General features: G+C 40.3%; 30 protein-coding genes and 1 other annotated feature. Of the genes, 20 read left to right on the top strand and 10 right to left on the bottom strand.

Annotation, left to right across the window (positions count from 1 at the left end; genetic code table 11):
* Window positions 1-38: 38 nt before the first annotated feature.
* Window positions 39-359, top strand: a complete 321-nt coding sequence (locus tag AC0VYH_RS08540) for a metal-sulfur cluster assembly factor (protein ID WP_194221171.1) — start codon at window positions 39-41, stop codon at window positions 357-359.
* 94 nt (window positions 360-453) lie between these two features.
* Here AC0VYH_RS08540 and AC0VYH_RS08545 read toward each other — a convergent pair whose 3' ends face one another.
* Complete coding sequence (locus tag AC0VYH_RS08545; RefSeq protein ID WP_475373649.1) at window positions 454-2127, bottom strand: LysM peptidoglycan-binding domain-containing protein; 1674 nt, start codon at window positions 2125-2127, stop codon at window positions 454-456.
* A 136-nt stretch (window positions 2128-2263) separates the two neighbouring features.
* Between AC0VYH_RS08545 and AC0VYH_RS08550 the strand changes: the two genes are divergently transcribed.
* Genes AC0VYH_RS08550 through moaD form a run of 4 tightly spaced genes read left to right on the top strand, consistent with a single transcriptional unit; the run spans window position 2264 to window position 4714 of the window.
* Window positions 2264-3520 (top strand): molybdopterin molybdotransferase MoeA, encoded by a 1257-nt coding sequence (locus AC0VYH_RS08550; protein WP_475373650.1) that lies wholly within the window; start codon window positions 2264-2266, stop codon window positions 3518-3520.
* On the top strand, window positions 3520-4020 hold the full coding sequence (mobB, locus tag AC0VYH_RS08555; RefSeq protein WP_475367173.1) for a molybdopterin-guanine dinucleotide biosynthesis protein B: 501 nt from the start codon (window positions 3520-3522) through the stop codon (window positions 4018-4020). The genes AC0VYH_RS08550 and mobB overlap by 1 nt, the downstream gene beginning before the upstream one ends.
* 2 nt (window positions 4021-4022) lie before the next feature.
* Window positions 4023-4463 carry a molybdenum cofactor biosynthesis protein MoaE gene (locus AC0VYH_RS08560; RefSeq protein ID WP_430246926.1) on the top strand — a complete coding sequence of 147 codons (441 nt, stop codon included), beginning with the start codon at window positions 4023-4025 and terminating at the stop codon, window positions 4461-4463.
* 17 nt (window positions 4464-4480) lie between these two features.
* Window positions 4481-4714, top strand: a complete 234-nt coding sequence (moaD, locus tag AC0VYH_RS08565) for a molybdopterin converting factor subunit 1 (protein WP_475373651.1) — start codon at window positions 4481-4483, stop codon at window positions 4712-4714.
* A 284-nt stretch (window positions 4715-4998) separates the two neighbouring features.
* Here the strand turns inward: moaD and AC0VYH_RS08570 are convergent, their stop codons facing one another.
* Window positions 4999-5688, bottom strand: a complete 690-nt coding sequence (locus AC0VYH_RS08570; protein ID WP_430242133.1) for a Crp/Fnr family transcriptional regulator — start codon at window positions 5686-5688, stop codon at window positions 4999-5001.
* Between the two features lie 121 nt (window positions 5689-5809).
* The gene (locus AC0VYH_RS08575) at window positions 5810-6604 is read right to left on the bottom strand and encodes an undecaprenyl-diphosphate phosphatase (RefSeq protein WP_430242131.1); all 795 of its coding nucleotides are present in this window, start codon (window positions 6602-6604) and stop codon (window positions 5810-5812) included.
* Between the two features lie 172 nt (window positions 6605-6776).
* Between AC0VYH_RS08575 and AC0VYH_RS08580 the strand changes: the two genes are divergently transcribed.
* Window positions 6777-6965, top strand: a complete 189-nt coding sequence (locus tag AC0VYH_RS08580; protein ID WP_475373652.1) for a YjzC family protein — start codon at window positions 6777-6779, stop codon at window positions 6963-6965.
* Between the two features lie 59 nt (window positions 6966-7024).
* On the opposite strand, the gene AC0VYH_RS08585 is transcribed toward AC0VYH_RS08580, so the two are convergent.
* On the bottom strand, window positions 7025-7204 hold the full coding sequence (locus AC0VYH_RS08585; protein WP_430242129.1) for a YjzD family protein: 180 nt from the start codon (window positions 7202-7204) through the stop codon (window positions 7025-7027).
* 75 nt (window positions 7205-7279) lie between these two features.
* The gene (locus AC0VYH_RS08590; RefSeq protein WP_430242127.1) at window positions 7280-7741 is read right to left on the bottom strand and encodes a TspO/MBR family protein; all 462 of its coding nucleotides are present in this window, start codon (window positions 7739-7741) and stop codon (window positions 7280-7282) included.
* Window positions 7742-7953: 212 nt separating this feature from the next.
* Here AC0VYH_RS08590 and AC0VYH_RS08595 point away from each other — a divergent pair, with 212 nt between their 5' ends.
* Window positions 7954-8676: a hypothetical protein gene (locus AC0VYH_RS08595; RefSeq protein WP_430242124.1), complete on the top strand. Its 723-nt coding sequence runs from the start codon at window positions 7954-7956 to the stop codon at window positions 8674-8676.
* A gap of 1 nt (window position 8677) precedes the next feature.
* Here AC0VYH_RS08595 and AC0VYH_RS08600 read toward each other — a convergent pair whose 3' ends face one another.
* The gene (locus AC0VYH_RS08600) at window positions 8678-9868 is read right to left on the bottom strand and encodes an NAD(P)/FAD-dependent oxidoreductase (RefSeq protein WP_475373653.1); all 1191 of its coding nucleotides are present in this window, start codon (window positions 9866-9868) and stop codon (window positions 8678-8680) included.
* A gap of 109 nt (window positions 9869-9977) precedes the next feature.
* On the opposite strand from AC0VYH_RS08600, the gene AC0VYH_RS08605 reads away from it, so the two are divergent.
* The 4 genes from AC0VYH_RS08605 to AC0VYH_RS08620 are packed head-to-tail and all read left to right on the top strand — an operon-like array spanning window position 9978 to window position 11843.
* Window positions 9978-10895 (top strand): NAD-dependent epimerase/dehydratase family protein, encoded by a 918-nt coding sequence (locus tag AC0VYH_RS08605; RefSeq protein ID WP_475373654.1) that lies wholly within the window; start codon window positions 9978-9980, stop codon window positions 10893-10895.
* 16 nt (window positions 10896-10911) lie between these two features.
* The gene (locus AC0VYH_RS08610) at window positions 10912-11466 is read left to right on the top strand and encodes a DinB family protein (protein ID WP_194221183.1); all 555 of its coding nucleotides are present in this window, start codon (window positions 10912-10914) and stop codon (window positions 11464-11466) included.
* A 44-nt stretch (window positions 11467-11510) separates the two neighbouring features.
* Window positions 11511-11687: a ComZ family protein gene (locus tag AC0VYH_RS08615; RefSeq protein WP_194221184.1), complete on the top strand. Its 177-nt coding sequence runs from the start codon at window positions 11511-11513 to the stop codon at window positions 11685-11687.
* A gap of 12 nt (window positions 11688-11699) precedes the next feature.
* Complete coding sequence (locus tag AC0VYH_RS08620) at window positions 11700-11843, top strand: hypothetical protein (protein WP_159782169.1); 144 nt, start codon at window positions 11700-11702, stop codon at window positions 11841-11843.
* 31 nt (window positions 11844-11874) lie between these two features.
* On the opposite strand, the gene AC0VYH_RS08625 is transcribed toward AC0VYH_RS08620, so the two are convergent.
* On the bottom strand, window positions 11875-12237 hold the full coding sequence (locus tag AC0VYH_RS08625) for a YppG family protein (RefSeq protein ID WP_194221185.1): 363 nt from the start codon (window positions 12235-12237) through the stop codon (window positions 11875-11877).
* Window positions 12238-12415: 178 nt separating this feature from the next.
* Here AC0VYH_RS08625 and AC0VYH_RS08630 point away from each other — a divergent pair, with 178 nt between their 5' ends.
* The 3 genes from AC0VYH_RS08630 to AC0VYH_RS08640 all read left to right on the top strand — a co-directional run bounded on the left by AC0VYH_RS08630 (window position 12416) and on the right by AC0VYH_RS08640 (window position 16230).
* Window positions 12416-13354, top strand: coding sequence for a beta-ketoacyl-ACP synthase III (locus AC0VYH_RS08630; RefSeq protein WP_283152355.1), 939 nt, complete (start codon window positions 12416-12418; stop codon window positions 13352-13354).
* A 31-nt stretch (window positions 13355-13385) separates the two neighbouring features.
* Window positions 13386-14624, top strand: coding sequence for a beta-ketoacyl-ACP synthase II (fabF, locus tag AC0VYH_RS08635; RefSeq protein WP_226612602.1), 1239 nt, complete (start codon window positions 13386-13388; stop codon window positions 14622-14624).
* Window positions 14625-15483: 859 nt separating this feature from the next.
* Window positions 15484-16230, top strand: coding sequence for a YjbA family protein (locus AC0VYH_RS08640; RefSeq protein ID WP_194221188.1), 747 nt, complete (start codon window positions 15484-15486; stop codon window positions 16228-16230).
* A gap of 95 nt (window positions 16231-16325) precedes the next feature.
* Here the strand turns inward: AC0VYH_RS08640 and trpS are convergent, their stop codons facing one another.
* Window positions 16326-17315, bottom strand: coding sequence for a tryptophan--tRNA ligase (trpS, locus tag AC0VYH_RS08645; protein ID WP_430242113.1), 990 nt, complete (start codon window positions 17313-17315; stop codon window positions 16326-16328).
* Between the two features lie 60 nt (window positions 17316-17375).
* Window positions 17376-17602: a binding site (T-box leader), on the bottom strand.
* 53 nt (window positions 17603-17655) lie between these two features.
* Window positions 17656-18027, bottom strand: a complete 372-nt coding sequence (locus tag AC0VYH_RS08650) for a DUF3899 domain-containing protein (RefSeq protein WP_430242111.1) — start codon at window positions 18025-18027, stop codon at window positions 17656-17658.
* A gap of 462 nt (window positions 18028-18489) precedes the next feature.
* Between AC0VYH_RS08650 and AC0VYH_RS08655 the strand changes: the two genes are divergently transcribed.
* The 6 genes from AC0VYH_RS08655 (at window position 18490) to AC0VYH_RS08680 (ending at window position 25021) form a co-directional block, all read left to right on the top strand.
* Window positions 18490-20175, top strand: a complete 1686-nt coding sequence (locus tag AC0VYH_RS08655; RefSeq protein ID WP_430242110.1) for a peptide ABC transporter substrate-binding protein — start codon at window positions 18490-18492, stop codon at window positions 20173-20175.
* Between the two features lie 176 nt (window positions 20176-20351).
* A complete protein-coding gene (gene opp3b / locus AC0VYH_RS08660) occupies window positions 20352-21281 on the top strand; it encodes an oligopeptide ABC transporter permease (protein ID WP_430242108.1) in 930 nt (309 codons plus the stop codon).
* A gap of 5 nt (window positions 21282-21286) precedes the next feature.
* Window positions 21287-22309, top strand: a complete 1023-nt coding sequence (gene opp3C, locus AC0VYH_RS08665; protein ID WP_226613129.1) for an oligopeptide ABC transporter permease — start codon at window positions 21287-21289, stop codon at window positions 22307-22309.
* Between the two features lie 11 nt (window positions 22310-22320).
* On the top strand, window positions 22321-23391 hold the full coding sequence (locus tag AC0VYH_RS08670) for an ABC transporter ATP-binding protein (protein ID WP_283152350.1): 1071 nt from the start codon (window positions 22321-22323) through the stop codon (window positions 23389-23391).
* Window positions 23384-24316 (top strand): ABC transporter ATP-binding protein, encoded by a 933-nt coding sequence (locus tag AC0VYH_RS08675; RefSeq protein ID WP_226612610.1) that lies wholly within the window; start codon window positions 23384-23386, stop codon window positions 24314-24316. Before AC0VYH_RS08670 ends, AC0VYH_RS08675 begins: the two co-directional genes overlap by 8 nt.
* Before the next feature lie 306 nt (window positions 24317-24622).
* Window positions 24623-25021 carry a hypothetical protein gene (locus tag AC0VYH_RS08680; protein WP_475368862.1) on the top strand — a complete coding sequence of 133 codons (399 nt, stop codon included), beginning with the start codon at window positions 24623-24625 and terminating at the stop codon, window positions 25019-25021.
* Here the strand turns inward: AC0VYH_RS08680 and AC0VYH_RS08685 are convergent.
* A complete protein-coding gene (locus AC0VYH_RS08685; RefSeq protein WP_430242103.1) occupies window positions 25018-25554 on the bottom strand; it encodes an HD domain-containing protein in 537 nt (178 codons plus the stop codon). The genes AC0VYH_RS08680 and AC0VYH_RS08685 overlap by 4 nt on opposite strands.
* Window positions 25555-25728: the final 174 nt, after the last annotated feature.

Consider the following 25728-nt stretch of genomic DNA (forward strand, 5'->3'; position numbering starts at 1 on the left):
TGAAGGTTGGAAGTACATGTATGAAAGGAGAGAATGCTATGTCTGAACAAACAGATCAAGAAATGAGAGATAAATTATTTGAAGCTCTTGAGAATGTTATTGACCCTGAGCTTGGGATAGACATCGTGAATCTTGGCCTCGTATACGAAGCCGATCTAAATGATGAAGGTGTTGCACAAGTCGTTATGACATTAACAGCAATGGGTTGCCCATTAGCTGGTACAATTGTTAACGATGTAAAGCGCGCGCTATCTGACGTGGAAGAAGTGAACGATGCGGATGTTAACATTGTTTGGAACCCACCATGGTCAAAAGATAACATGTCACGCTATGCAAAAATTGCGTTAGGCATTAGATAATGAAAGTAGGAAAGGAAGAGGGGCTCCTCTTCCTTTTTTTTATTTTGGGTATGAGTAATCGCTAAAGTAAGCGAGGATGAGAGAATGACGTTTTCTATTCCGTTCGTTCCACAATGATCTTGTCATTAATCATATTCCAAATAGCAGGGTCTTCCATACCCAATCTCCATAGCGCTACGCCCTGGACACCAAGTTCATTAGCTAAGCGGATTTTTGCTTCAATGCTTTGTTCATTTTCAAACCAAACCTCGTGCTGATTTCCTTCTTCATCTTTATATCTGAAAAATGGCGTTTGACGCTCTTCGTCAAATTGAACTTCTGCATTGTGTTTCTTTTTCAATTTCATTGCCATGTCATAAGTGACATAAGTGCTTTTATCCGTATCAAGATTGAAATCAAACCCAAATACAGAGATAGCGGATACTAATTTCTCAGGGGGGATTCTCGTTTTAGCATAAGTCATTACTTTTTTCATCCACCCGGCCGTTACTGCAGGACCAGCTGGACTGCCAGGCCAGCCAAATTCGTTATAGAGCATCACGATAAATTGATCAACAGCTTTACCAATTTCAGCATAGTTAAATGGGTCTGAAAATGGATTCACTAATTCATCTGATGCTCTCGATGGAACGCTTGCTGAAAAGAAATATCCTTTCTTATGAAGCTCTTCCCCGATCGTCTGATAGAGAAGTGTCAGTTTATCCGCATCTTCGATATAAACATCCTCTATGTCGATGTCAACTCCATCAAAATTATACTTCTCAATTAATTTAACTAAGTTTAAAGCAAATGCGCGACGATTTTCTTCACTTGAAACGAGTGTTTGAACAACCTTTTTACTCGGTTCGGTATCGCCTTTTTTGTATAGCAGATTATGAACAACCGGCATAATTTTGATGTTTTGATCATGAGCCAGTTGAACGAGTTTCTCGATCTCTCTATCGCTAAACTTCCCAAACTTCTCAATCGTTGTTGGATTTGACTCGCTAATTCGAAACAGAAATAAAGCAAGTTGAGATAGGGCAGAACGGTTTGACACGAACGACTTATACGAAGAAGGAAGGGATGGACCTTCTTCAAGCGTATAGTATCCGATAATTCTTGATACAGGCAACTCATCACCATATGCATTAAAGGTAACGAGACTATCAGAGATCCATCCGTTCGTGCCATCATATAGCTGCACTTTGTACCAGTTACCTTGAATGCCTTCGACAGCGAGCTTAGCCCCCGTTCTCATCTGAGCAATGATGTTATACCCTTTACCAGGACCAGTTCTGACATTCGCCCGATCTGCCTTTACGACAACTTCTGTATATACTGGAATTTTAAGCGTTTGGCCAATGGAAAGGTCATCTGTCGTTAAGTCGTTTAATACTTTGATACTCTTCGGTGTTGTATTGTTGTTCACTGCAATTTGATAAAGGCTATCTCCAGCTTTTACTGTATAGTTGATTCGCATTGAGCGGTTTGCCGGAATATCAAGATGCTGACCAACGTAGATGAGGTTAGATGGCAGTTGATTTAATTCTTTTACTTCTTGAACAGGAATTTGAAAGCGATCGGATATGCTTAACAATGTATCTCCGGGTTGAACTGTGTAAGATGGATAATCAGTTGCAGAAGGAATCCGTAGCATTTGACCTACATAGATAATATTTGAGTTCAGCTGATTGATTTGTTTGAGTTCATTGACAGATTGGTTATGAGAATCCGCAATTCTAAGCAGTGTATCGCCTGGCTTTACCCGATATTGATTTTGAGGCATGATCATCACTCCTTTCCATATAAGATGCATCACTAACAATCTATTCAGTGCAGTGTCTATTCATTCGAATTTTACTTCTAGAGTCTTGATCTTTGTTACAATGAAGAGGAAAATCATAACAGATGGAGATGAGATGATGGTAGAGAGAAGGAAGCCGATCACTGTAGAAGAAGCTGTTCAAAAAGTGATGAACCTCTCTTATGAAGGGGAAATCGAAACGGTTTCGCTAGAAGAAAGCGACGGACGTCATCTCGGTGTTGCTTTGAAAGCCGATCATGATGTTCCACCGTTTGATCGTTCCCCATATGATGGGTTCGCTATAAGAGCAGAAGATACATACGAAGCAGGAAGAGACAATCCAATTCAATTAAAAGTAATTGAAGAAATAGGAGCAGGAACGGTTGCATCAAAAGTTCCAGAAAGAAATGAAGCGATTCGGATTATGACAGGAGCAGCAATACCAGAAAGAACGAATGCTGTGATCATGCTTGAGCTTGTTCAAGAAGTGGAGGAGGATGGTCAGTCATTTATCCAGTTGAAACGAAAAGTAGCGAAAGGCGACAACCTTTCCTTACAAGGAGAAGATACAAAAGCAGGTACAGTATTGATTGAGAAAGGTTCACGGATTACACCTGGAGTGAAAGCGCTTCTTGCCACATTTGGTTATGCGAATGTGCCCGTTGCTCGTAAACCACAAGTTGGGATATACGCTACTGGTACAGAGCTATTGAACCCTGAAGAAGCTCTTCAACCAGGAAAAATTCGTAATAGCAACTCCCCAATGATTGAAGGTCAAGTTAAAGCCGCTGGAGGCGTACCGCTTTATTTTGGAAAGCTCGATGATGACTTTGAGACGTGTTTTACTTCTGTAAAAGAAGCGTTAAGTAAAGTCGATTTTCTCATTACAACAGGAGGCGTTTCTGTAGGGGATTATGATTATCTTCCTGCTATTTATGAAAAATTAGGGGCAACCGTCTTATTTAATAAAGTAGGCATGAGACCAGGAAGTGTAACGACTGTAGCAGAATGGAATGGTAAACTCTTGTTCGGTCTTTCTGGTAATCCTTCCGCTTGTTTTGTAGGATTTGAATTATTCGCAAGACCAATCATCAAGCGTGCCCTTTTCTCGGAATTCCCTTATCGTATGAGAAGTAAAGGAACGTTACTAACTGATTTTCCTAAACCGAATCCGTTTACCAGGTTTGTACGAAGTAAGACAGAGGAAAGGGAAGGGCGTATATATGTGAAGCCAACGGGTCTTGATAAATCCGGAAGCGTGACGTCACTTGCTGAAGCCAATGCTTTCACGGTACTACCCGGTGGAACGCGAGGATTTAAAGCGGGTGATATCGTTGATCTCCTTCTTTTACGCGAGGAAGGATCTGAGTCCTAATGAGAATACCAATCTTACAAGTAATCGGTTATCAAAATAGCGGAAAAACGCTTTTTGCGGAGAAATTCATAGAAATGGCTACCTCAGCTGGTAAGAAGGTTGGCGTTATTAAGCATCACGGACATGGTGCTCCTGACGTCTGTGATCAGAATAAAGACACGGGGCGTCATCGCGAGGCTGGTGCTAGAGTGACCGGAGTTAGCGGTGGCGGAATGGTATCCGTTCAAGCAACGCAAGAAAATGAGTGGGATCTTAATCAGTTAATACGATTATATGAAATGTTTGATGTTGACCTTATTCTTATAGAAGGCTATAAAGAGGAAAGCTACCCTAAGGTTGCTATTATAAGAGATGCTGAAGATCTTGATCTTTTAGAAAAAAGCCATATTATTGGAACAATTGTAAAAGAGCAGCTCGATGTGCCTGTGAAGAATAGCTATCAATATGATGAAATGGATCGTTGTATAAATGATGTATTGAAGGGTTTAAGGAGAGATTGAAAATGGAATATTACTTAATTACTTCTGAAGAAATAGATGTAAATAAGGTGATTAGTAGTGTAATCCGTCCTGAGGCTGGGGCGATCAACACGTTTATTGGAACAGTAAGAGAATTTACTGGTGAGAAGCAAACGGTCTCGCTACAGTATGAAGCTTATCCTTCTATGGCAGAAAAACAGTTGAAACGAATCGGTGTAGAAATTCGTGAGAAGTGGCCAACAGTCCAAACTTCTATTGTGCATCGAATCGGTAAATTAGCAATTAGTGACATTGCCGTTGTGATTGCTGTCGCTTCCCCACATCGCGCTGAAAGTTATGAAGCCAGTCGCTATGCGATTGAGCGTATAAAGGAAATCGTGCCAATTTGGAAAAAAGAGTACTGGACCGACGGGGAAGAGTGGATTGGTGATCAGCTTGAAAAGACCTCATACAAAAATAAATGACCAAAGGAGGAAAAGAAATGATTACTGTTCTTTTCTTTGCAAAACAGCAGGAGCAAATCGGGAAGGAAAAGCTAGAACGATCGGAATCACAGCTTGTTGTTTTTGAGCTGAAACAAATTCTGATGAACGATTATCCAGATCTTTCTCTTGATCATACGATGACGGCGATTAATGAAGAATACGCGGCAGAAGATCAGGTTGTAAACGATCAGGACGTTGTTGCGTTTATTCCTCCGGTTAGTGGAGGGTGAGTGAAGAACACCCGACTGGGTGTTTTTTTATTTTGAGATTTTATTGGTGAGAGGGGATGTGACAGCTGGGAAGGTGATGTTTTGGGCTTTTAGATGAACACAAAAAGCGTGTTCTAGTTCAAGAGCTCCAATATCTCCGTTTCTAAACGCTCGTCTCCGCTTTTCATGTCTAGCTGCAGCGCCCAGCCTCTCGATCGCTTCACCCCATAAAATGAACACAAAGAACGTGTTCTTTTTATGGGGCTCCAGCGCTTGTCGAGGCTAAACGGGCGCTTTCGCTTTTCTTATAACCTACATATCGTTATTGGGCAGTCTTCGCAGTGGATGGCGCAGCGGAGGAATTCTAGGTTGTGGATGGTGATTTTGCTGTGGGTGACGGAGACGATGTCGGCTTTTTTGAGTTCACTTAGGATGCGGTTGACGCTTTCTCTTGTTAGGCCGCAGAAGTTGCCTAGCTCCTGATTTGTGAGAGGGAGGTCGATGAGTATGTCATCTTTTTGTTGAACGCCATATGTATTGGATAGTCGAATGAGAGTGGAGTAGAGTGCTCCTTTTTTTCCGTGTAGGAGTAGATCTCGGAATTTTGATTGGTTTTTCCTGAAGTTTTCTCCCATGAATTTCATGAATTCTGTGGCGAGCAGGGCGTTTGTTGTTAGAGTCTTTTCAAGGTGAGCTTGTTTCACAAAGGTTGCTTGTACGTCATCTACAGCCCATGCGTTGGAGGAGAAGTTTAATTGGCCAGTGTAGAGCGCAAGTTCGCCAATAAGATCACCTGGTTGACAGATTTGTAGCGTTAATTCTCTACCTTCAGATGTGAGCTTATTTAAACGTACGTTTCCAGATCTTATAAGAAGAAGACGGTCCGCTTTCATTCCATCCATATAAAGGGGCTCGTCTTTTTGAAACGAAATGGATTCGCCTTCTTCAGCAATCCACTTTTTTAGTGGGTCTGATGTAATCGTATCTTCTTTCATTTTCATCCTCCTTTGATCATTTTTTTCTATTATCCCATGTAATCCTTTCTTATCACAACCAACATTTCCTTTTATCCGAAGGGAATTTGTTAGGGCAAATAAAAAAACCGGCGATAGCCGGTTAGAAAATAAGGACAAGTGCGCCCACGATAAAGCAATAGATAGAGAAATAAATTAAGTTTCCTCGCGCCATAATATTCATAAACCATTTCAATGAATAGTAAGAAGCTGTAAGAGATAGAAGGAAGGCGACGATATATGGTATAAGCATGTCACCAAATTGGAGATCCCCAATGCTAAGGATCATTGAACCTACGCTTACAGGTATGAATAATAGGAACGAAAACCTTAGAGCTGTTTCTTGTTTCATTCCAAGTCCCATGGCCGCTACGATTGTTGCACCAGAGCGACTAATACCAGGGATTAAAGCGACAGCTTGTGCCAAACCTACAATAAGGGCATCTTTGATACTAAGTCCAGCTTCGCCTTTGGAGCCACGAAGGTTACGAATGAGCCAAAGTGCGATACCTGTAATAATGAGAGTAGCTCCAACAACTTTAATGCCCTTCAGTTCTTCTCCAATAAAGTCATCGAACAAAATACCAAGAACAGCGGCAGGAATAGTTGCAACAACAAGATAGACGATAAACATAAATTCGCTTTTTGACTCTTCTTCCCGAGAGACAACGTATCGTATTCCATGAGAAGTGAGGCGAATAAGGTCATTGCGATAAATAAGAAGAACCGCAAGTAAGGAGGCAAAATTCATTAAGATTTCAAAACTAAGTCCTTCAATGTCTAAATTAAAAAATTTTTGCGCTATGACAAGGTGTCCACTTGATGAGATTGGAATGGGTTCAGTGAAGCCTTGAAGTAAACCAAGAAATGCATACTTAAGTAGTTCCAACAGTTCCATGAGTAATGTTCCTCCAGTAATGGTTACAAGATAAATTGACACATGTAACCATTAAACACCAGTCCTTCCATTTTTGTAAAGGGAATTTTGTATGTCAGGTTACATAAAACATTATTCGATGATGAATGCTGATAAAGGGGGCAAAAGTTGATGAGTGGAAGGAGGCAGTAATATGGGCGGAGAAAATCGTCAGTTTACACCTGGACAAAAAGCGCCGAACAATGGTGTATATATTGAAATCGGAGAGACAGGTGGTATGGTGAAAGATCCACAACAAATTGAACTTCGTGCAGGTGAAGCGTTCCCTGAATGTTCAAATCAAAATCGAAAGTGGTCAAGGGAACCGAAGCCTTATCATTAATAAGAATCGGGCATAGGTACAGGCAATAAAAAAACAAGCGCCGTAAATGGCGCTTGTTTCTATTGTTCGGCTGGATCGGAAATTAAACCTTCTCCAAGAAGCGTTGCCGCAACAGCTAGGATAACTCCAAATAGTGATGCGGGGCCAAACTCGTAATGACCACCTTGCATAGAAGCAAGTACGTAGAATATCATATTGCTAAGTAGAACTCCCCAGATAATTGCCCAAAGATAACGCAATAAATTCACCTCATTTGTAAACGTATTCTATCGATTATCATACCACAAAATATTTAAGTGCAACATCTATCAATTTTAATTCATGTAATAAAATAGCCATGATAAATAGGTAGCAAACGCCGTCCAAAGAAAATAAGGAAGTAATAGCCAACCTGCTAACTGATTTTGTCTACCTGCAAGAAAAATAAGAATCAATGAAGTGATTGCAATAAAGAGGGCGTCCATGAACGTTGCAAACAGAGCATGCTGATCAAATTGCAAATAACTAAATGCTTGATTCAGTATGTAGTTTATCCCGAGTAGTGAGAGGTACTCACTATTATGACGACCGAAGCTACGCTTTTGGTAGACAATGGCGGTTGATAAAGCGATTAACCCAAACAGAAATGCCCAAATGGTCCCTATAACGGAACCGTTTGGTGTCCAATCAGGTTTAGCAAGCGACGTATACCAATCAGCATCATAGGGGAATAGAAATCCAGAAATACTAAATAGAAGGTAAACAATAATAAATACGAGTACAGTTGTTTTTTTCATTTTTCTCACCACCTTCTTTCCCATACCCAATCATATCCAATTTCATGCAAGGACATATATAGAAACAATAGTGCATATCATGACTAAGGGCGCTTTCTAATGACGTGGGATGAAGAAGATATGAAATTCCCTCAAAATAGGCACTTCACCCTTTCTTCCATATGTAACTTGCATAGGTTATACAGAAAGTGATAAAAGGGCGAGGGGAGAGTATGTGTATTCGTAAACGAGCCTATCAATTAGACGGGGAGTGGACGATCGTTCTTGTCCCTGAACGGCCTAACGGGTTTGGCATATTTATTATAGGTGGCTTAACACATTTCGTTGATGCTGATACAAGTTTCTGGTTGCAGAATCATACGCGTGAAGGGATGATTGCCGATTTTCTAGAGGCTGGTTATACAGTCTATACAAGCAATCTATATGGAAGGCACTGGGGATCACCAAAAGCAGCGAAATTAACTGAACGAATTTATCATCTTGTTCACAAACAGGAAATTCTGAATCCGAGGATACATGTTGTTGCGGAAGGTATGGGAGTGTTAGCAGCAAATGCTTTTTTAAACAATCGTCATACCTTAGTTAGATCAGCGGCATTATTAAACCCTTGTTTTGATTTGAAGCGTCTTGTCAGACAAGAACAAGTGAACCGTCTTTTCTATAAACGGTTACTACGAGAGATGGCACAAGCTTATGAAATTGAGAATGACGAGGTTTTAACGAGAATTGACAACAAAGAAACGGAAGCGTGTCCTTGTCCGGTTAAGATTTGGCACCATTCCATGAAAAGTCCCTATTCGTTAGAACAAATTAGAGAATACGAGCGTCTTCAACAGGAGTTAGGATACTCCATTGACCTTGCTCTGTTGAGTGATAGTTATCAATTCCTTGGTAAGAAGATGATTCGTTTTTTTCAACAGCATGAGGAACTATGATTTACGATCGATTCAATCGTGTTATTTCCATGGCTGGATGATGATCATACAAAATAAGATCTTTTAGTATTTCGGCACCAAGCATGCTATAAACCGTCCCGTTTCCACCATATCCTAACATGAAATAGACACCCTCGTACTTTGGGTGTTTTCCTATGTAAGGTAGCCCATCTTTTGTGGAACCAAATATGGCGCTCCATTCATATGCGATTGACGTTTGGATAGAAGGAAACATTTCATGCAGTTTAGCTAGCAATAGCTGTCCTTGTTGTTCGAGTTTTTCTTCTTTTTTGAGATTAGAATCAAGTCCACCAATGAGGATGCGATGATCAGCAGTCGTCCTTAAATAGTAATAAGGACGATCGGTTTCCCAGATAAGGGCTTGATTGTGCCAACCAGGAAACTTCGGTATGGGTTCAGTCGCAATGGTATAGGTGCGCTCGAGTAGTGCGCCTTTTGTTTTGGCAAACTCCTGCGTACCGTAACCCGTTGCGTAAATCACATGTTTTGCCCGAATTTCTCCTTTTTCAGTCTCGAAGATTAAATTATTTTTATTAAATTGATGAGAGAGGATCTCGGTATGCTCAAACACTCTTAATCCTAGTTCTCTGGCGCCACTTGTAAGGGCAAGTGCGAATTTATACGGATTTACTTCCGCTTCACCTTTCGTATAGATCCCTGCAGGAGCTGTGAAGGAGAAGAGACTTTCGATGGCGTGACGATCAATATAATCTGCTTCAAATCCAAGATGTGTTAAAGCTTCGTATTCTTTCTTGAGTTTCTTTACATGATGATCGTTGCTTGCGAAATATAGGCTTTCTGCTCGTTTAAATTCAGCTGATTCACTTAAAGAGCCTGCAACCTTTTCTAGTTCGTCTATTGCCTTTAAGCAAAGTTTATAAAAATAAACAGCCTTCTCTTTCCCGAATCGATCGATCAAATCTACAAGCATAGCATCATTAGAAAATTGAAGAAGGCCAGTATTCGCCGAAGTACTTCCAGAGCCGATCGTATCTTTTTCTATTAAAACAGTGTCAACATGATAGTCAGCAAGCGTCTTTGCCAGAATACTTCCCGACATACCACCGCCAATGATTAGGACATCACAGTTGATGGATGAAGTGAGTTCAGGAAATGTAGGGGGCTCTGCTACAGTTGTTGGCCAGAATAAATTTCCGTGGTGAAGCTGCATGAAAGTATCCTCCTTAAAGGGTTTGGTAACTTAAGTTAGACAAATGATATCCTTCTTAGAATGGTCAGATGGGATGAAAAGTATTCGATCTAAACAGAGGTGAAAACTAGTGAAGAAAGCATTTATAACAGGGGCATTGGGATTCATTGGCTTTCATTTAACAGAATTTCTACTAGGCAAAGGGATTGAAGTAGTAGCAATTGATAATAAATTAAATACCCTAAGAAATGCTGAATATGAAATGAAGGAAATGATGTTACTTCGAAACGCTAATTACAAACAAATCAACAGCTCTTTAAGTGAAGCTTCTCTTACCCAGATTTCCGAAGAATGTGACACGATTTTTCATCTTAGTCATCCAGGGTTTGAACATGTTCGCGGCTCTAAGATGATCGAGGAAGGATTACAGAACACAAGCAAGGTCTTACAAGCATCCAATGGAAAAGTACTCGTCTACTTATCGAGCACGGAAGTTTTCGGAACACGTTACGGACAAATTACAGAAAAAACACCTCTTCACCCTACAACAATGTCGGGCAAGTTAAACGCTGAAGATGAACAAGTTTTATTGAAGTCTGATCAACGAGATTGTGTTGTAAAAGTACTTCGAGCACCGCTTGTTTATGGACCTTGGCAACCTACTCAGTATGTTTATCAACATTACTTTCTAACTAAAAAGCTACCATCATCGTATGAAAATGAGGGGAAGAAATTTCATCATGATGCGGTTTATGTAAGAGATGTGTGTTGGGCTTTGTATCAAGCAGGATGTCGAATCGATCAATCAGAATCGTTCAATCTAACAAGTGGAAGAGAAGGAGAATGGCAAACCGGAGTCGAATGGTGTATAGAAGATCCAAAGGAAATGCGTTATCAGAGTAATTTAAAGTGCAGGGTTTCTAGCAAAGAATGTGCCAATAAGCTTGGGTTTAAGAATTTGACACCTATTGATGAAGGATTGCATCTGCAACGATTGCATACGGAGAAAATGATGGCGATTGATCCTTCGATTTATTTGACTGATTGAGAAGGGAAGATGATGAATGATCGAAAAGACGCTTGGTAATTATGATGTCCACGATTCCTCTCATGGGCTTCAAGCTTTAAAAGAAACGAGAGAAAAACTCCTTTCGATGGTAAGTGACATTGAATTTCAGGAACTTCACTATGGGTATTCAAGTTTTCCTACAGTTGGAGCTTATATACTACACATTGCACAAATTGAGCTTTGGTGGGTGAAAAATGCCCTTATGGGAGAAAGCGTGACAGAGGATGAAAAAGAGCGATATTACTTTCAAGAGGAGCAAGTGATCTCTGCTCCTGATGATAAAGATCTATCCTGGTTTTTAGCTCGCCTTGCAGAGGCGCGCGACTTGATAAAATCTTATTTCAATCATCTATCTGATGTAGAGTATCGAAAACCAGGACCTGAAGTTACGATTAATGGAGAGGTGCACCGATACTCTCCTGAATGGATCATAAGCCATTTAATCGACCATGAAGCTTACCATAGAGGACAGGCTGCGATGGTATTAAAGATGGTTTCTGGACAGCGAGAAGATTGGGAGCATTTCAATACACCGTATTTGTCGTTATAATAGAAGGGAGCCGTACTGGCGAAAGTAAATTAGGAGTGAATGAAATGGATCAAAACATGAAGTTTATGCAAATTGCAATGAAGTATTTACCTGAAGCGAAGCAGTCGCTTGGAGAACAAGAAATCGAATTAGATCTTGAAAAGATGCAGCCATTGCTTCAGCTCTTTCTTAAGGCTATGGAAGATGCTTATGAGCTCGGGAAGCAGGATGCACAGGAGTAAGGAGAGAGTACTATGGGCCGTAAAGCTTTCTGGATCTGGTTTGTCCCACTAGGTGGTTTGTTAATAGGAATATTGATTGGTAGTTTTAGCTTAATGGTCATATCCGGAATTTTACTATTTATAAGTGCAGGAAGCATGTTGTTTCTTTCTAAATGAATAGAAGAGACGTGGAAACACGTCTTTTCTATTATTTAACGAATAAATTTAGCAATGAGCCCATTTGCTTCACCATCGGCGTAATTTGTTGAACGGTGTTCATCATTTTAGGAAAATCATACTGCCCATTTTGCTTTTTAAATTGATTCATAAATGGCTGTCCGCCCTGGTATCCTTGCTGAGGATAGTATGGATGATAGGCTTGCTGGTAGTAAGGGTGTGGATAGTAGGGCTGTGGCTGTTGGATAGGTTGCTGAATAGGCTGTTGATAATGCTGTGACTGATAGGGGTCATATGACTGATATGACGGATAAGGTGTGAAAGGCTGTTGCTGATAGTGATGATATCCAGGCTGTTGGTGAAAATAAGGCTGTTGTTGATTATACGGATACATCTATCTATCCCCCTTCGTTCAAGTTTACTTATGTTTAGTTTATGAATGTCACGCAAGAATGGTGAGTGCCACCAAGAAGCAGTTAGGTAGACAAACGCACACTTATGAATTAAAATTAGTACCAGCTACTAAAGATTGGTTTTAAGTTAGAAAATATCCTATAAAGGGGAAATTCATGATGAACGCTGGTTTAGTAGGTGTAGGACATTATGTACCTGAACGTGTATTAACCAACCAAGATTTAGAGAAAATGGTTGATACATCTGACGAATGGATCCGCACTAGAACAGGAATAGAAGAAAGAAGAATTGCAGACGATGATATGAATACATCTGATATGGCTTATTTAGCTTCAAAAAAGGCCCTTGAAGATGCTAATATAAAAGCGGAAGACTTGGATCTTATTCTAGTTGCCACAGTTACTCCGGATTATCCATTCCCATCAGTAGGCTGTTTGCTTCAAGATAAACTTGGTGCAACGAATGCAGCAGCGATGGATTTAAGTGCGGCTTGTGCTGGATTTATGTATGGCATGATTACAGCTGGTCAGTACATTAATAATGATACTTATAAAAACATCCTAGTAGTTGGTGTAGAGAAACTTTCGAAAATTACTGACTGGGAAGATCGCAACACAGCCGTGCTATTTGGAGATGGAGCAGGTGCAGCAGTAATTGCGCCAGTTACAGAAGGAAGAGGTATTCTCTCATTTGAACTAGGTTCAGATGGAGCTGGAGCTAAACATCTTTATCAAGAGCCGAATGGCTTTATGGCTATGAATGGTAGAGAAGTATTTAAGTTTGCCGTTAGACAAATGGGGCAATCAGCGATTAACGTAATCGATAAAGCTGGTTTAACGAAAGAAGATGTGGATTTCCTTATTCCTCACCAAGCAAATATTCGCATCATGGAAGCGTCAAGACAGAGACTTGAACTTCCGATTGAGAAAATGGCGACAACTGTTAAGAAATACGGTAATACGTCTTCATCCACGATTCCAATCGCACTTTCAGAGGCGATGGAGGAAGGCCGCGTTAAGGAAGACGATGTGGTTATTCTTGTTGGCTTTGGTGGCGGTTTAACATGGGGAGCAGTTGCCCTAAAATTAGGACGTTAATGAGTAGTAGAGAAAAAGGAGCGCTGGTAAAATGAAAAGAAGAGTAGTTATTACTGGGTTGGGAACTGTTTCTCCACTCGGAAATTCGGTAGATGAAACGTGGACAAATATAGTTAACGGTGTTTCTGGGATTAATCCACTAACACGATTAGATAAAGATCAATTTGCAGCAAAAGTATCAGGTGAAGCTTTAGAATTTGATCCTGAAAATTTCATGGATCGTAAAGATGTTCGAAAAATGGACCGTTTCACTCAATTTGCCGTTGCAGCTTCTCAAATGGCAGTTGAAGATGCTGGATTGAAAATTACTGATGAGAATGCTGAAAGAGTCGGTGTTTGGATCGGTTCTGGTATTGGTGGTATGGAAACTTATGAATCACAATTCCGCACATTTATGGACAAAGGCGCTCGTCGTGTAAGTCCATTCTTCGTGCCAATGATGATTCCTGATATGGCTTCTGGCCAGGTTTCGATCATGCTTGGTGCAAAAGGAATTAACTCATGTACAGTGACAGCATGTGCTTCAGGAACAAACTCCATTGGTGATTCTTTCAAGGTGATTCAGCGTGGAGATGCTGATGTTATGATTACTGGTGGTTCAGAAGCACCTATCACAAGCATGAGCGTAGCTGGATTTGGCTCAATGAAGGCTTTATCTACTAATCCAGATCCTGCATCAGCAAGTCGTCCATTTGATGCGAATCGTGATGGGTTTGTTATTGGTGAGGGTGCAGGTATCCTTGTCATTGAAAGTCTTGAATCTGCTGAAAAACGCGGCGCTAAAATTTATGGAGAAATTGTAGGGTACGGTTCAACAGGTGATGCATATCACGTTACGCAACCGGCTCCTGAAGGGGAAGGCGGCGCACGTGCAATGCAACAGGCAATCGATGATGCTGGCCTTACTCCTGCTGACATTGGGTACATCAATGCCCATGGGACAAGCACGGATTATAATGATAGGTATGAAACAGCAGGGATTAAGTCGGTCTTTGGAGAGCATGCTTATAAGCTTGCGGTTAGTTCAACAAAGTCAATGACTGGTCATTTGCTTGGCGCTGCAGGCGCGGTTGAAGGGATTTTCTGTGCGAAGGTGTTAGAAGAAGGAATTCTCCCACCTACAATCAATTATGAAACGGCTGATCCAAACTGTGATCTCGATTATGTACCAAACAAAGCACGTAAGGCTGAAGTGAATGCTGTCATGAACAATTCACTTGGTTTTGGTGGTCATAATGCGACATTGGTGTTTAAGAAATTTGTAAAGTAGATAGGTTGTAACCCCCCTGGGAGATTTCCCGGGGGGTTTTTGTGTTTAGGTGGAGTGGGCAGGGTCTTGGCCACTTCACCTTTTAATTCGTACACGAAGGGCGTGTTCTTTTGATAAGGGTCAAGTGCCTGCCGTGTCTAACCGCCCACTTCCGCTTTTCGTGTCTAGCTACGACTCGCAGAAACTGCGATATTTCACTCTTTCACCAGAACACAAAGGGCGTGTTCTAGTTCAAGAGCTCCAATATCTCCGTTTCTAAACGCTCGTCTCCGCTTTTCGTGTCTAGCTGCAGTGGGCAGGGTCTCGATCGCTTCACCCCATAAAATGAACACAAAAACCGTGTTCTTTTTATGGGCCTCCAGCGCTTGTCGCCCCTAAACGCCCACTTTCGCTTTTCATGTGTCTAGCTGCGCGGGCCAAATCCTCCGGCTGTTTCGCCCAATCGAATGAGACAAAAAGCGTCTCAGTCTCATGGGCTCCAACATCCTGCGGATTTAAGCAGGCCCGCTTCGCTTTTCAGTCTAGCTGCGACTCGCAGAAACTGCGATATTTCACTCTTTCACCAGAACACAAAAAGCGTGTTCTAGTTCAAGAGTTCCAATATCTCCGTTTCTAAACACTCGTCTCCGCTTTTCGTGTCTAGCTGCAGCCTCCAGACCCTCGGTCACTTCACCTTTTCATCCGAACACAAAGACCGTGTTCAAATGAAAAGGCTCCAGTGCCTGCCGGGTCTAAACGGAGGCTTCCGCTTTTCAGTGTTCTATTAATCTTTTCTTAATAATATACTTATCATGGAATAATTTGACTTGGTCCTGACTATACTGTTTTTACAAACAGTAGCGAAGTGAGGGGTAGCCAGATGTTGTATTTGCGAGATGTTTGGGTGAATTGGTTTGAAGGTGAAGAGAATGGGTACAATGTTTGCAATTTTCATGAATGGCGAAAAGATGATTTTATTGAGTTGCTGGATCAGGTGCCTGTTATTAAGGTGGAGTCACTCCTGTATCATTACATTGAAAATGATTTGACGGAGCTTCCGGAGAGTTTACTTAGTGATGTTTTTCAACAGAGCTATATACGTAAAAATAATGAACGATCACCTTTAGAGTATTGCTTCTTGGCTACGGACGGCAGAGGGGTTATTGTCATTGATACATTAGGGTATAAGATTCCGATTCGCAAAAGTCGAGTGATACCTAGACAAGAAAAAGCAGTTTATGAAATGGTGGCAGATGTTGAAGCTATCAGTTATCCGTTTGAATCAGATCAACCTTTGAAAGAACATCATATTCTTTCTCCAGGACCAGACATTATGATGGGACTTACTAGAAAAGAAAGACAGTTGAAACAGCTTTTGTTTATGGCACTAGACCAACTGTATTCGAGTGGTAACTCGGCTGAAATACGCTATTGGTTCACAGAATGTCAGCCGAAACAGTATGTGCAAATTCAAAGTATGGAAATGGACGAGGCATGGGAAGGGCTATATAGAGAAGTGAAGGCAGGTTGGTCAGCTAAGCATGAGCAAATCTGTGAGCGAATCATCAAAGGGCAGCCGTATTTTGAAAAAATATGGGAACTTGAAAAAGGAACACACGTGAATTAACGAAAAGGCTTAGATCTATCGTCTCTCAATTAATGACTATTATTGATTTGGATAAAGCAAAAGGAAGGTTGCCCAGTGCAACCTTCCTTTTTTCTTTATCTTCTTTTTCTTTCAAGCCCCATAGCACGTTCTGCTTTTGTAAGCATTTTAGATGCTTTACGGTTCGCTTTCTCCGCCCCAAGATCAAGGATGTCATCTAGTTCAGAAGAAGAAACGAGATCATTATAGCGATCTTGAATAGGTTTTAACATCTCAGCGATTACTTCACCAAGCTCCGCCTTAAAGTCACCATATCCTCGACCTTCATATAGAGATTCAATTTCTTCAACGCTTTTACCTGAGCAAAGAGAGTAAATCGTAAGCAGGTTAGAGATCGCTGGTTTGTTTTCTTTGTCGTAACGGACAACTCCATCTGAATCAGTAACCGCACGCTTCACTTTTTTAATAATAGTAGATGGCTCATCAAGCATTGAAATAAATGCATTTTGATTGGAGTCAGACTTACTCATTTTTTTAGAAGGATCTTGTAGTGACATGATTCGTGCCCCGACCTTAGGAATGCGCGCATCTGGCATAACGAAAATGTCATTAAATTTACGGTTAAAACGCTCAGCAAGATTACGAGTTAACTCAATGTGCTGTTTCTGGTCATCTCCAACAGGGACAATCTCTGTACCGTAAAGAAGAATATCAGCAGCCATAAGTGGGGGATACGTAAGTAAACCTGCGCTTACAGCTTCTTTTCCAGTTGATTTATCCTTAAATTGGGTCATGCGCTCTAATTCACCTATATAAGAAACGCATTGTAACATCCATGCTAGCTGAGCATGAGCTGGTACTTCAGATTGAATGAAAAGTGTTGATTTTTCAGGATCAATTCCTGAAGCAAGGTATAATGCAGCAAGACTCCTTGAATTCTGTTTTAAAGCCTGTTTTTCTTGAGGTACTGTAATTGCGTGCTGGTTTACAACGCAGAAATAACATTCATTCTCATCCTGAAGATCAGTAAAATGCTTCATTGCTCCAAGATAGTTCCCTATTGTTAATGTTCCACTCGGTTGAATACCCGAAAAAATAACGCTCATTGTGTGTTGCTCCTCTCAATTTCTATAAAAGCATACAAAAAGGCCCATTCATCCCTTAATGCTAGGGACGAATGGACCGTGGTGCCACCCTGCTTATCCAGTAAGTCTGGATCACTTATGGTATTAAATACCGCTAGTGATAACGTGAATGCTCACGCCAATGCCTACTAAAGTCTTCAGCAAAGGGGCTCAGAAGTCCATTCCAAAAAGTGTGATACCTATTTCCACCAACCATAGGCTCTCTATAAATCACATCAGTTTGTACTACTCTTCATCTTAGCCATTCTGTATCCTTCTTCTTTAACTAGTATAGCGCAACTAAATCATCGCATGCAACAAGTTAGCTACTTACAAGAATGATGGAAATGATAATAGTGAGTATGACACAAAACCCGCCTGCCATTAAGAGTGGATAAGTGATTGGGTTATCATAATCAAGCCTGTAATGGATTTCGGAAGTATCCTCCTCAATCATTTGTCGCTTAGCCGTATTTCTAAAATACCGCTTAAATGAATAGACAATCCCGTCAAAAAACCCCGTTTGAACAACGTGAAGAGCAGCACCAATAAGTACCATAGCAAGTGCAATCATAAAGAGAATATCTGATATGGATTGGATGCCAAGGCCTCCGTCAGAAGTAAATGAGATGATCGTTGACGCGGTAATCGCAAGCACAATTAAGATACCTGATTTTAAAGTAAGTGATTTCATAATAGCCCCCATTTTCTTTCTACTATCAAGTATAAAAAAATAAATAGTCTAGAACAATATAAACGAGGTAGAAATGTGTAACGGTTTAACACATCGTTTACATTTCAGAATATTTCGCGATATGAATACAGTATACACCAAAGTATACTATATACTTTTAGGTAAGGGGGGCTAAGTAGATTTTCATACATTTCACTGTAAAATATCAAATGTTACCCAGAAACCAGAGAATTTATACCAGGACTAAAGAACTATTTTTTGTTATGCAAACGTAATTGTGGCGCGGTTTTTGTAAATGAGTGTAAAAATAACGTATGCAAAATAATTAGAAAACTTGTATAATACGAGTTGTGGGCGAAACGAATCAGATTATTCTCGAGTGAATAGTTAGATAATTTGATGAATTCCGTCATGCGGATCACTAGCTTTTATAGCTACATATTTTAAGGGAGGTCACACAGCATGAAGAAATCAAGATGGACTCTTGTCCTATCTCTTGTGCTTGTATTGAGCGTATTCCTGTCGGCTTGCGGCGGCGGCTCAAACAACGGGGGGAACAGTGGTGGAGAAGGCGACGGAGAAGGCGGTTCTGCTGAACAAGTACTTAACTTAGTAGAAACAGCTGAAATTCCTTCAATGGATACTACACAAGCTACTGATAACACATCTTTTAAAGCAATGAACCAGGTTTTCGAAGGACTATATCGTCTTGACGAAAATAACGAGCCTACACTTGGTATGGCTGCTGAAGAACCAACAGAAGAAGAAAAAGATGGTGAAACTGTTTACACATTTACAATTCGTGACGATGCTAAATGGTCTGACGGATCAGATGTAGTAGCAGATGACTTCATCTATGCATGGCATAAAGCGCTAAACCCAGATACAATTTCTCCTTACGCTTCTATGTTTGGTACTGCTGGAATCAAAAACGGTAATGCAATCATTACTGAAGGCGATCCACTTTACGGTAAAGTAGAAGAGCTTGGAGCTAAAGCAGTAGATGAGAAAACACTAGAAATTACTGTTGAAAACCAAGTGCCTTATTTTAAAGCACTACTTACTTTTGCGACATTCTATCCACAGCCTAAAGCATTTGCTGAAGAGCAGGGTGAAAAATTTGCACTAGAATCTGAAACAATGCTTTACAATGGACCATTCGTATTTGCTGAGTGGAACCACGGTGAAGGCTGGACTTACGAAAAGAACGCTGAATATTGGGATGCTGACACTGTAAGTCTTGAAAAGATTACGACTAAAGTAGTGCAAGATACAGCTACTACTGTAAACCTTTATGAAACTGGTAAGATTGATCGCGCTGGTCTTTCTGCAGATTTCGTAGATCAATTCAAAGATAATGAAGAATTTTCTACACTAGTAGATCCAACAATGTACTTCATGCGTATGAACCAAGAAAATGAAGCACTAGCTAACAAAGATATTCGTAAAGCATTGTACCTTGCATATGACCGTGAAGGACTTGTAAATGTACTTCTTAATAACGGATCAATTGCTGCAAAGTATTTCGTACCTAAAGACTTTGTAAAAGGTCCTGAAGGTGATGACTTCCGTGAATTTGCTCCAGACGGCTTCTATGCTGACCAAGGAGAAGATGAAGCGAAAGAAGCTTGGGAAGCTGGACTTAAAGCACTTGGTACAGATTCTGTAGAACTAGAATTCCTAACTACTGATAACGAGCTTGCTGCTAAAATCGCAGAATATGCAAAAGATCAGTTTGAAACAAAGCTTGATGGTCTTACATTAACAATCAACAAACAGCCTTGGAAGCAGTTCCTTGAGCTTGAAGATTCTGGCGACTTTGATATCTCAACTGGCGGTTGGGGACCTGACTATCCAGATCCAATGACGTTCCTTTATATGTTTGAAACTGACGGCGCTTATAACCGCATGGGCTACTCTAGCGAGAAGTATGACGAGCTAGTTTCAGGAGCTAAGAAAGAAACAGATGAAGCGAAGCGTTGGAAAATGATGCAAGACGCTGAGAAAGTTCTAATGGAAGAGGATATTGCGATTATCCCAACTTACCAAAAAGGTAACGCAATTCTACAAAAAGATTACGTTAAAAACTTCTATGTACACTCATTTGGAGCTGATTCTTCATATAAGTGGGTTAAGATTGAAAAGTAATTTTGGATTTTCAGGAGAGTATATGTCATCCTGACATATACTCTCTTTTTTACCTGTAATAAGAAATATGTCGAAACGATAGCTAGAAGTGAAATAGATAGAAAATTTTTTCTAGTGAAATTCCATTTTTCGACTTATACTATATAAGCAGGTATCTTTTGAGGAGGTTGGTTGTAGTGGGACGTTATATTGGCGGAAGGATCATTTCAATGTTGATTACCTTCCTAATTATTGCTTCGCTAACATTTTTTCTAATGAAGCTTCTCCCTGGTACACCGTTTAATAACCAGGATAAGCTTACAGAAACACAAATTGTGCAGTTGAACGATAAATATGGTTTAAACGATCCAGTTCCTGTACAGTACTTTAATTATATGAAAAACTTATTATCAGGTGATCTCGGTGTTTCCTTCCAGCAGGATGGCCGTGAAGTGTCAACAATTATCGGTGAACGTATTGGACCTTCAGCTTATTTAGGACTTCAATCACTAGTAGTTGGAACTATCATTGGTCTTTTTCTTGGAATTATTGCAGCATTAAGACACAATTCGTTCTTAGATTATGGAACGATGGTTATCGCAGTTCTTGGTATTTCAATTCCGAACTTCGTTATCGCTGGCCTTATGCAATACTGGTTGGGTGTTAAGTGGCAGTTGTTACCAGTAGCTTACTGGGATGGCTTTGCTTATACAATCATGCCAACCATTGCAATTGCTTCGATTGTTGTCGCAACAATAGCTCGTTTTATGAGAACAGAAATGCTAGAAGTTCTCGGTCAGGACTATATTACAACAGCGAAAGCAAAAGGCTTAAGTAGCACAGCGGTTGTTATTAGACATACAATCCGTAATGCTTCTATACCTATCATTACTATTATGGGACCACTGGTTGTAGGTCTAATGACAGGTACTCTAGTAATTGAGCAAATCTTTGTCATACCAGGACTTGGTGAGAAATTTGTTAACTCGATTTTAACAAACGATTTCCCAATTATTATGGGTACAACGCTTTTCTTTAGTTTGCTATTTATAGTTGTGATTTTAATAGTAGACATTATGTATGGGATTATTGATCCACGAATTCGTCTAGCGGGAGGTAAGAGTTAATGAGTATGAAACAAGAAAAGCTACATGATATCTCAGACGACATGTTTCAACCCGCTAAAATTGATTCTTCTGAAAACGAACAAATAGCACGTGAAAGTACAGGATTTTGGAAAGATGCGTGGAGAAGATTAAAAAAGAATCCAGGGGCTATTACCGGACTTGTTATCATTATTGCCATTATTTTATTGGCGATTTTCGGACCTGGAATGAATGAACACTCATATTCGCAGCAAGAATTAACGAGAGCGAAGCTTCCTGCTAAAGTTCCAGTCCTTGAAAATATTGATTTTCTAGGAGTTAACGGAGTCGATATTCGCGGAACTGATCAGTATGAAGCTAAAGGCTATGAAGACGAATACTTCTGGTTCGGTACGGATGAATTCGGCCGAGATCAGTGGACACGAGTATGGCAGGGGACGCGAATTTCGCTATTCATCGCTGCAGCAGCAGCCTTTATTGATTTTGTAATTGGTGTCGCATATGGTGGTATTTCTGCCTATTATGGTGGGCGAGTTGATAACATTCTTCAGCGTATTATTGAAGTTTTAGTAGGTATTCCAAATCTAATATTAATTATTCTATTTATTTTAATATTTGAGCCTGGAATATTCTCAATTATTCTCGCACTTTCGGTAACAGGGTGGATAGGAATGTCGCGTATTGTTCGAGGACAGGTTTTAAAACTTAAAACTCAAGAGTTTGTTCTCGCTTCTCGTACTTTAGGAGCTACTAGTGGACGAGTAATTGGGAAACATTTAATTCCAAACGTACTCGGACAAATTATTATTACAACAATGTTTACAATTCCAAGTGCGATTTTCTTCGAGGCATTCCTAAGCTTTATCGGCCTTGGACTACGACCTCCTGAAGCCTCACTTGGTTCCATCATTAACAATGGATTTAAGAGTCTACAAATTTATCCGCATCTTGTGCTATGGCCATCAATTATCATTTCATTGATTATGATTGCCTTTAACCTTCTTGGTGACGGCCTTCGAGATGCATTTGATCCAAAGCTACGTAAATAGGGGGGATTAGAATGGAAAAGATTCTAGAAGTGAATGATTTGCACGTCTCCTTTGATACGTTTGCTGGAGAAGTACAAGCCGTTCGTGGAGTAAACTTCCATTTAAATAAAGGTGAAACATTAGCAATTGTAGGAGAGTCTGGATCAGGGAAATCTGTAACATCGAAAGCCGTTATGCGCTTGATTCCAAATCCTCCTGGACGTATTAAAGAAGGTGAGATCAAGTTCGGTGATCGTGATCTTGCTCAACTGTCCGAAAAGGAAATGCAAAAGATTCGTGGATCTGAAATCTCAATGATTTTCCAAGATCCAATGACTTCACTTAACCCGACCATGACTATTGGGAAGCAAATCATGGAAGGTCTAGTGAAGCACCAAAATATGAATAAATCAGAAGCGAAGGAACGTGCGATTGAGCTTTTGAAACTTGTTGGTATTCCGAATGCAGAGGGAAGAGTAAATGAATTCCCACACCAATTTTCAGGTGGTATGAGACAGCGTGTGGTTATTGCCATTGCTCTTGCATGTAACCCTCGTGTTCTTATTGCAGATGAGCCGACAACAGCTCTGGATGTTACAATCCAGGCTCAGATTCTTGAGCTACTAAATGATCTTCAAGAAAAAATGGGCACGTCGATTATCTTTATTACTCACGACCTTGGGGTTGTAGCTAATATCGCAGATCGTGTAGCGGTTATGTATGCAGGTAAAATTGTTGAAACTGGAACTGTAGATGAAATTTTCTACAACCCTCAGCATCCTTACACATGGGGACTTCTTGGTTCAATGCCAAGTCTAGACTCAACGGATGAAGAGCTTATTGCTATTCCAGGATCACCGCCAGATTTACTTGATCCACCTAAAGGTGACGCATTTGCTCCGCGTAATCCATACGCAATGAAGATTGATACAGAAATGGAGCCACCGTTGTTTAAGATCTCAGATACGCATTATGCAGCAACGTGGCTATTGCACGAGAAAGCACCTAAAGTAGAACCGCCTGCAGCAATTAAAAAACGTATGCAGGGAATGGCTCCAAGTGAGCCGATCATTGGCGCGAAAGATGGTGGTAAGAATGTCTAGTCAAGAAAAACTCCTAGAAATTAAAAACTTAAAGCAGCATTTTAAAGTAGGTAAAAGCACAGTAAAAGCTGTTGATGGCTTAACATTTGATATTTATAAAGGTGAGACGTTCGGTCTAGTTGGAGAGTCTGGTTGTGGAAAATCCACAACTGGACGTACCATTATTCGCCTATACGATGCAACTGACGGTGAAGTTCGATTTAATGGAGAAGATGTCCATGGAAAGAAATCTGCGAAAGAACTTAAGAAATTTAATCAAAAAATGCAGATGATCTTCCAGGATCCATACGCTTCTTTAAATCCGAGAATGACCGTTTCTGATATTATTGCTGAAGGCATTGATATTCACGGTCTTGCAACGTCTAAGAAAGCTCGTATGGACAAAGTAGTTGAGCTTCTTGAAACAGTAGGATTGAACAAAGAGCATGCGAACCGTTACCCTCACGAATTTAGTGGCGGGCAAAGACAACGTATCGGGATCGCTCGTGCCCTTGCCGTTGATCCAGAATTTATTATTGCGGATGAGCCTATTTCTGCTCTAGACGTTTCGATTCAAGCACAGGTTGTTAACTTGATGAAGAAACTTCAAAGAGAAAAAGGCTTAACGTATTTGTTTATTGCGCATGACCTTTCTATGGTGAAATACATTAGTGATCGTATTGGTGTTATGTATCGTGGCCAAATCGTTGAGCTTGCTGAAAGTGAAGAGCTTTATCGAAACCCACTACATCCTTATACGCAGTCTCTTCTTTCTGCGATTCCACTTCCGGATCCGGAATATGAGCGTTCTAGAAAACGTAAAGTTTATGATCCTGATAAGCACCTTCCTGAAAATGGAGAAGAACGAGTTCTTCGTGAAGTTGTGGAGGGACACTGGATCGCTTGTACTGAAGAAGAGTACCAAAAGTACCAAGTAACAGTTTAAAAGGTAAGGACCTCATTTCAACTGAAATGAGGTCCTTTTTTAGTGCTTTTTATGACGAAATTTTATGACTAGATAACCTATGTAGAGTAGAATTGGGACATTCAGAAATCCTTTTACATAAAGGGATAAGTCAACTGGAAGCGAATAGTCTACTAAAATAAGTCCGCACAGAATAAAAGTAGAAATAAGTAAACTAAGTTTTAATTTGTTCATAAACTCTCCTTTCAGAAAAGCTGTAGTTACTTTGTTCGTTTTACTGAGATACCTTTTGTGAAATCATACAAAGCAAAATAGAGGAGGATCCATATGATTTTTTACACTTACAATTGCGAATTTGATGAAGAAACGCTAGATTCGATTAGATCAGAAAATATGGCAAGGTTACAGTTACAACCTTCTTCTCATTCTATCGTATACTTATTTGAAGAAAAAGAACAAACCGTAGGATATGTTTGGATTGAAACATTTGAAGAGTACGTTGAGGCTGTGGAATTTTTTTATAAAGGCAATGAAAAGAAGAGGTGGGGTTTGTACGAATTTATCGTTCAATTGGCTTATAAGCAGAGAAAGCAGAGGATTATTATGAGTGTTCCTAATAGTGAGTATGGAATGACTTTTGTAAAGAAGTGGGAAGGGGAGATAAGGGAAAGGGATGGAAAGGATTTACACATTGAGATCCCTTTCCTGAGCTATAGTGGATCTTAAACACTTTGCTGCCACTCATTTTGATTGTTCAAGCTTTGTTCAATCAATTGATCGAGTGCAGCGAGCTCATTTCTCGCTTCTTCTTCAGAGATGACTTTATAATGGTGGTTACCACCAGGTTCTTCGTCCGCTTCATCAGCCATTGCAACTACTTCTTGAAGGGCGTTACGGTTTACCGTTCCCATGAAGTAGGAATCCGTGTGGAATAGGATTGCGACGGCAATTTCCTTTGCTGAAACTGGATTTTCACCAAGTCGTATCAGCATTTTGTGAGCGCGTTCAGCCCCTTTGATTGCATGAATGTCATTCTGTTTATATAAGTTATAATCCCATTTTCCATTTCGGTACCATGTATAGTGACCAATATCATGAAGTAATGCTGCTTTTGCAGCAAGATCAGGATTGACATCGTGTTCACTTGCGAAATGATAAGCGTGTTTGGCCACAGTAATCGCATGAGCCAATCCAGCGCGTTTTAAATACTTTCGTGCAAATGGTAGTTGATAAATATCAGTTAGTGTTACGTTTCTCATGGTTATGGCCTCCTCACCAATCTAAATTTATTTTTCTAAATATCATACCATTTGATAAAAAATAAAGCAATTTATATTGTTCACGAAAAAGACATGAGAAATTTTACTGGAAGTTCTTTCAAAGAGCGTATATTCATCTTATAATAGAGGAGGCAAACTAATAAAGGGGAGAGA

It is taken from the genome of Anaerobacillus sp. QJM3NY_32 (genome assembly GCF_056173645.1).